This is a genomic window from Gemmiger qucibialis (genome assembly GCF_027689445.1).
In the GTDB taxonomy this organism is placed as follows: domain Bacteria; phylum Bacillota; class Clostridia; order Oscillospirales; family Ruminococcaceae; genus Gemmiger; species Gemmiger qucibialis.
The window spans coordinates 44,814-51,465 of the sequence record NZ_JAQFEN010000017.1 but is presented as its reverse complement, the minus strand read 5'-3'; the positions used below and the strand labels follow the sequence as shown (position 1 = coordinate 51,465).

At 45.9% G+C, this 6,652-nt stretch carries 6 protein-coding genes; 3 read left to right on the top strand and 3 right to left on the bottom strand.

Translation table 11 applies throughout. The features are described 5' to 3' along the window. The 3 genes from PG062_RS14890 to PG062_RS14880 all read left to right on the top strand — a co-directional run. A partial coding sequence (locus tag PG062_RS14890) for a hypothetical protein (RefSeq protein WP_270752879.1) occupies positions 1–204 on the top strand: 204 nt, incomplete at its 5' end. Positions 205–370: 166 nt separating this feature from the next. Beyond that, entirely contained in the window at positions 371–2,152 is a 1,782-nt protein-coding gene (locus tag PG062_RS14885; protein WP_270752878.1) for a GmrSD restriction endonuclease domain-containing protein, read from the top strand. 65 nt (positions 2,153–2,217) lie between these two features. Continuing rightward, on the top strand, positions 2,218–2,538 hold the full coding sequence (locus PG062_RS14880; protein WP_270752877.1) for a hypothetical protein: 321 nt from the start codon (positions 2,218–2,220) through the stop codon (positions 2,536–2,538). Positions 2,539–3,020: 482 nt separating this feature from the next. On the opposite strand, the gene PG062_RS14875 is transcribed toward PG062_RS14880, so the two are convergent. The 3 genes from PG062_RS14875 to PG062_RS14865 all read right to left on the bottom strand — a co-directional run bounded on the left by PG062_RS14875 (position 3,021) and on the right by PG062_RS14865 (position 6,358). After that, entirely contained in the window at positions 3,021–4,667 is a 1,647-nt protein-coding gene (locus PG062_RS14875; protein ID WP_330407241.1) for a recombinase family protein, read from the bottom strand. Positions 4,668–4,747: 80 nt separating this feature from the next. Beyond that, positions 4,748–5,050 carry a hypothetical protein gene (locus PG062_RS14870; RefSeq protein WP_085531218.1) on the bottom strand — a complete coding sequence of 101 codons (303 nt, stop codon included), beginning with the start codon at positions 5,048–5,050 and terminating at the stop codon, positions 4,748–4,750. 18 nt (positions 5,051–5,068) lie between these two features. Continuing rightward, positions 5,069–6,358 carry a plasmid recombination protein gene (locus tag PG062_RS14865; RefSeq protein WP_270752875.1) on the bottom strand — a complete coding sequence of 430 codons (1,290 nt, stop codon included), beginning with the start codon at positions 6,356–6,358 and terminating at the stop codon, positions 5,069–5,071. Positions 6,359–6,652: the final 294 nt, after the last annotated feature.

The window sequence follows — 6,652 nt, the reverse complement described above, 5'->3', positions numbered from 1 at the left end:
CGCCCCAGAAACGCCCCGCCGGGGCGTTTCTGGGGCGCGGCTTGGCGAATCTTCCCGGCCGCACCAAACCATGAAAATCCGAACCTTTTCTCGATAGGAGAAGAGTTCGGATTATTTGTTTTTCGACTGCTACGAAACCACCTATTTCCGCAACGGGGTGAAGCGCAGACCGACATCCAAGCCAAGATGCCCACGGAAGAGTAAAACGACTTTGTAAATTGAAAAGAGACCGTGCTAACATGGCATCGACAATTTCTGCGTTTTGTTCAATTCATTTCTGACAACTATGAAATTGATAAACATTGTATTTGGAAATACAGCATGCTATAATTATGCGAGAATATTAATATAGGCTTTAGGAGGTGCTGAGATGGCCAAACAGCCAATAAATAATGGCAAGGTTGTCGAACGTTCGTATGAAGATTATAGAAATAATCAGTACTTAGTTAATCGACGTTATCAGAGAAAACTGGTTTGGGAGCTTGAGGAAAAACAGGCGTTTATTGATTCCCTTGCAAATGGCTATCCTGTTCCACTTTTTCTTTTTGCAAAATGCGTCTATAAAGGGCAGGATCGAAGCGAAATCATTGATGGCATGCAACGCTTAAATGCTGTTTTTTCTTTTATTGAAAATGACTATCCTGCTGCTAATGGGGAATATTTTGATTTAAGCACTACAGCTTTGACAAAAGACTTGTTGGACAGTCATATTTTAGAGCAAAGGCAGCCTGCACTGAATCGTGAGACGTGCGTTAAGATAGTCAGCTATGAACTGCCCTATTCGATTTATGACGAACATAATCCCGATATTATCGATGAAGTATTTAGGCGTATCAATTCTAACGGCAAGCATCTTTCCCGCCAAGAAATCCGACAGGCTGGCGTAGTTAACGATTTCTCACAACTTGTAAGAAATATTGCAACTCGTATTCGTGGCGATGTTTCTCATAATGATTTTTTGTTGCTCTCACAGATGCAGACTATCAGCATCACAAAAGACACTTATCATGGGGGAATTGATCCTGAATCTGTGTTTTGGGTTAAGGAAAACATTCTATCAAAAGAAGATTTGCGTCAGTCTATGGATGAGGAACAAATCGCCGATATCCTCGGTGCAATGTTGCTGACACCTGTTCCTCCTTCCAATGTTAGCATATTAGACGAATATTACGGTTATAAACAGCCGGATGCTTCTGCGCGGTATCAAAAGATTGAAGAAGCACTTTCTGCAATATCTCCAGAGAAAGTATCTGAGCAGTTCTTTTGTGTGTATGACGAAATCAAACGTGTGTTTTCCGGACGGCAAAAAACAATTATTACACAAATGGTATCACCAAGGACCTATCGAGGACCGCGTTATTTTCAAGTACTATTTCTTTCCATGTATGAATTATTAGTTCGACAGGAAAAACGTATTGCTGACTATGATGCACTTTATAATGCACTAGATGGAATCGGTGCTAGAATTATTCACATTTCAGGCGGAGGCGGTTGGTGGTCTCAACAGGAGAAAATCGATTTGATTGCTGCTACGTCGGGTGTACTGGCACCGCATTTTGTGGAGCGTGGAGAAGGAGATCCCATGCTTTACTCTTACGCAAATGAACTAGAAACACTTCTCAAGCAGTCTTTCACAGAAAATACCCAGTATGATTTCAAACAAGGTATTCACAACATGGATGATGGCAGAAGAAATAATACACTAATCCGAAAAATTTTTAAGACCCTTACGGCAATGGCCAATGCAGGGAAAAATGCTACCGGATATGTTCTTCTTGGTGTTGCAGACACCTTTGAGGATGCAGAAAAAATCCGGCAAGTCTATGGGCAGGAGTCCATCAGGGTTGGAGACTTTTATGTGACGGGTATTAATGGTGAAGTTGAAAAATACTACGAAAACTATGATGCCTACATTTTAACCATCAGAAACGCCCTAAATGATATGCCGCTACAAGATCATTATCGTAGGCAAATTGGGACCAAAATGCGTCATGTCAACTATCATGGAAAGTCGGTAATTATTTTACGGATTACTTGTAACAGCGGTCCAGCAATCTTCGATGGAGCATATTATACAAGGAGCGGCCCTAGTAACGATCCTGTACCAGTAAAGGCAGAAGAAATGCCGGCATTTTTTGCTCAGTTTGCTTAAGCCGTAAGGCGGGAATTGTGCAGTGTTTCCCTAACGTAACTTACTGCGTCTATGATTATAACCGTGTGGGAACCGATGGCAAACAGCGGGAACTCCATGTCGAAAAAGCGTTAGAGGCGACTCGACTAAAGCCCCCTGAACCGACTACCTTCAATGGTCATCTTGCCCAATGTACTTATTTTACCGTAGACGCAGTTTGCGGAGGATACTGTGGCTTTGCCGGAGAAATGTCCTTTGTTTCCTTACTGATTACAGATGACCAAGGCACCTTGCTCTGTGGTGATGAATCTCTCACCGTCAAAAAAGGGGAGAGCTATTTTCTACCGGCTAACAGTAGCCGCTACACTCTATCGGATACCGTAAAAGCGCTGGTGACAACCCTCTGACACACCCATTTTTGTTAATTCCCACGGGTTATAACGTTCTGACCACCGCGTACATTTAAAAAGAAGTGCTTTCTTCATTTTTCCTCTATTTCAAATATCCCCCCCGCCCCTTCCGCTTCAATCAATAACTAGACTTCAAATTTCTGAATTACCCCGTTCTTGTGCAATTCAATATGTAAGCGGCTACCAGTATCCAGACCTGAATCAGTCGGTCTTTTTCAGGATTTTGCGAATAAGGTTTCCGTAAAAGTCAAACTTGTAAAGCATTTACCTGCTGTACAACGTTTTTTCCGCCAAAATGGTATTATCTAATACCCATTTTGCGAACTCTTTTTTCTTTGAAAAAGTAGATTCTCTGTATTTTGACCACCATTTGACCACTACTGTGCAGTTTCCCTTCAAAACACCGAAAAAGCCTGTTGTGACAAGGCTTAATAGTGACAAGTAACTATTTTGTCGCAGAGAACGGTGTGACCCGAAGGTCACGCCGTTTTTCTGCGTTCATAGGTTGTTTGTGTGACAATAGGCTCGGAAATAACGGGAATATCCACATCGTCCACAAAGTTGAAAAAAATCTTCACTTTCTGCTTGCGCTTGCCGCTGGACTTGTCCGGGGCATAGACAACGATCTTCTTGATATACTCGTTCACGATGGTCTGTGTCAGTTCCTCCACATCCACATATTTCTGTGTCAGGGCGATAAAGGCATCCAGACCGTCATTCATTTCTTCCCGCTGTTCCACCCATTCTTCGATAACTTCAATTTCGAGCTTTAACCGTTCCTGTTCGGCTTCATAGTCCGCAGACATCTTTCTGTATCTGTCCTGATTGAGATTTCCAAGAACATAGTCCTCGTACAGCCGGGAGATGATGACATCCAGATCGGCAAGGCGTTTCTTTGCCTGTTCCAGCTTCTTTTTGTCATCCCGGATGCTGCGCTCCTGGTCAGTCCTGCGGCATTGCAGCCATTCCTCCTGAAAACCGTCCACATCGCTTCGGATATACTCATTGACTGCCCGGATGCGTTCCAGAACGATTTCACGAAGCACATCTTCCCGGATATAGTGGGCAGTACAAGTACCACGGTTGCTCTTGTAGTTGTTGCAGACGTAGTGATCCTGCTTGCCCTCAAAGCTTTTGCTTGTGGCAAAGTGGAGCTTGCCGCCGCAATCGGCACAAAACAGAAGCCCTGAGAACAATCCCTGCCGTTCCGCTTTTGCGGGGCGGCGTTTGTTTTTCCTCAGTTCCTGCACCCTGTCAAACTGTGCCTGAGATACAATCGCTTCCTGTGTGTCCGGCAGATAAAACATATTCTCCGGCTCATTGGGAATCCGCTTTTTCAGCTTGTAGGACTTGGAATAAGTCTTGAAGTTGCAGGTACAGCCTGTGTACTCCTGCCGTTCCAAAATCCCTACAATGGACTGGTTGCTCCAGTGGTACGGTCTTTCCGGCATCGGCTTTTTCTTTCGCTTGGCATACAGAGCTTTTGCGGTCAGAATCTGCTTTTCTTCCAGAATCCTTGCAATCTGCTCCGGGCCTTTGCCGTCAATGCAAAGGTCGAAGATGAGCTTGACTACCGGAGCCGCTTCTTCATCCAGAATCCAGTGATCCTTGTCCTCCGGGTCACAGCGGTATCCGTAGGGCGGTTTGCCCATGTGCTTCCCACTGGTTCCTCTCTGCCGCAAACTGACACGGACTTTCTTGCTGGTATCACGGGGATACCACTCGTTGAACAGATTACGGATTGCGGCGAAGCCCTCGCTGTCTCCCCGGTTGCTGTCCACACCGTCATTTACGGCGATAAAGCGGACATCGTAGCTCGGAAAGATAATATCCGTATATTGTCCAACAGTCAGATAGTCACGACCAAATCGGCTGAGGTCTTTGACCAGCCAGCAGCCTACAAGCCCCTGCTTGACAAGCTCAAAGCCCTCCTGCACACCGGGACGATTGAAGTTCGTCCCCGTATAACCGTCATCCACCAGAATTTTCAGGTTTGTATACCCGTGGTCACGGGCATATCGGGTTAAATACTCTCGCTGATTTGCGATACTGTTACTCTCTCCATCTTGGGCATCCTCATTGCTCAAACGACAGTAGAGAATGGTAATTTTCTGCTGATCCAACATAATATCCTCCTTCGGTTGTTGGTCAGCCGACAGTACCGTTGTGCATATTGGAATTATATCATGCTTTTGTGTCGCAGTCATTAACAAATCACCCCCTTGTCAGAAAAAATGAGCCGTTTTACCTTGTCGGCAAGCGGCTCATTCCCGTCACATTCTGTTTCAATCACATACCATGTGTTCCCGATCTTACGCTCAATGGTTTTGCGGAAAGAAGACTGCGCTGTTTCCCAATGCTTGCGGCATTCTTCCAAAAAATCAATGGGCGGCTCAAAAATCGGGTCGAAGCAGGAGTAAATATCAATATAGCCGATGGCATCATTGATTTCTTCCATCGGGGCATCTTCCATAATCATCTTGTTAATTTCCTCTACGGTTTTATTCATAGGCAAATAGTTCCTTTCTTAAATTTCCATATCCTGCCTACGCTTACGGGCAGGGTGCTTATGTTCCTGTGTTTCCTTTCCTCTGGCGAGAATGGCATGAACAAAAGCCCAAACCCTTTCAGACGCAATCTCTATCGCATCCAAGAAAGGCTGGGCTTTCTGTTTCAGTTCCATATATTTTTCGTTTACTGCTTCATACCGCTGTTTCCAGATGGAAATTGTTTTTTCAGCAGAAGCCAGTTTCTCTTTCAAACGCTTATTGTCAGCATTGGCAATAATGCCGTTGACCGCATAGCGTTTGAGTGTATCGCACTGATCCGGCGTGAGCGAGACATTTCCGGTGAGGGCATTTTTCTTGCCCATTTCCTCAATATCCTGCACCGTCAGCGCAATGGTCTTTGCTGCCTTGGTTTCCTTTTGCAGAGCTTCCAGTTTCTTTTTCTGCTTCTCCGTAGCAGCCTTGGCATCCGCCAAACTCTGCTCGGCCTGTTCCACCTGTCCGGTCACAGTTTCCAGGCGGTGCTGTTCGGCCTGTAACTTGAACTGTGTCACCGTCAGATGTTCCTCGGTACTGCCACGCTCTCCACGCTCCACATCGGTATATCCGGCGGCTCGCATGAAATTAAAAAAGTCATCCTGCAGCACACTGTAGGACGACTTCAAAATCTTTTTCCCTTTTGCGTTCAACATCGGATTGCCATCTTCATTGAGAACGGGTTTGGATTCCCATTTCTTACTGCGGCTGACCTGTGTGATCGTTTCTTTTACCGTTCCCCGGAGGAATTCATCCTTGCACCGCTTCGACCACAGGATTTGCTTTTCCACCACCGGGATATAAACCACATGAAGGTGGTAGTGGTACACATCTTCGCCCAGAGCTTCGGACATTGCCTGGTTGCGCTCGTCGGCGTGCATCACAGCGGATAGGATATACTGCTCACCGCCTACGATCTCCACGGCGGCTTTATAGGCATCGGCATAAAACTGTTTTGCAAATTCATAGCCGCCGTGATTGTAGAAGTAAGCAGAGTTCACATCAAAAATCAACTCACCGTATTTGACGGCATCCGGTTTCAGACCTCTTGTGGAGATTACACCGTCCTGTTCCATCTGCTCAAACATTTTTACATAATCGTCCGCGGGGGCTTTGAAATGAATGTTCAGAGAAGTGCGTTCCGGTACGATGTCCTGATTGCTGTAGCTGTCCTTTTCACGCTCATTGTGTTCCTGTACCTTTGCCACATCAGCCGGTGTTTCCAAGTCCTGATTCCGAGCTACGGTGCGGTGGATTCCATCATTTCTTGCCATTGGATTTTTCCTTTCTTTAAAATTTGCAGACAGCGGAGGGCTGGAGAACGGCACTTTTTCAAAGTGTAATAACCCACTATGACACTTTCATCCATACTGGCTGCAAAGTGCCGTGGGCTCTCCCGAGAGGGGATGCGGTCACTGCGGCGACCTCTGCTGACCAAAGCGAAAATGTCTGCGCCTTTTCCCATGGTCAGCCCGTCTGCATGGAGCCGTTCTGCCGAACTACTTCTTGCATCCGGTGGCAGCAAAAACCGTATCTTTCACTGCCATCCATAGGCAGCACTGCGGTGC

What these genes read in the sequence shown, in the direction of transcription:
- PG062_RS14885 (WP_270752878.1), top strand. Translation starts at nt 371, where the DNA reads ATGGCCAAACAGCCAATAAATAATGGCAAGGTTGTCGAACGTTCGTAT.
- PG062_RS14865 (WP_270752875.1), bottom strand. Translation starts at nt 6,358, where the DNA reads ATGGCAAGAAATGATGGAATCCACCGCACCGTAGCTCGGAATCAGGAC.
- PG062_RS14875 (WP_330407241.1), bottom strand. Translation starts at nt 4,667, where the DNA reads ATGTTGGATCAGCAGAAAATTACCATTCTCTACTGTCGTTTGAGCAAT.
- PG062_RS14870 (WP_085531218.1), bottom strand. Translation starts at nt 5,050, where the DNA reads ATGAATAAAACCGTAGAGGAAATTAACAAGATGATTATGGAAGATGCC.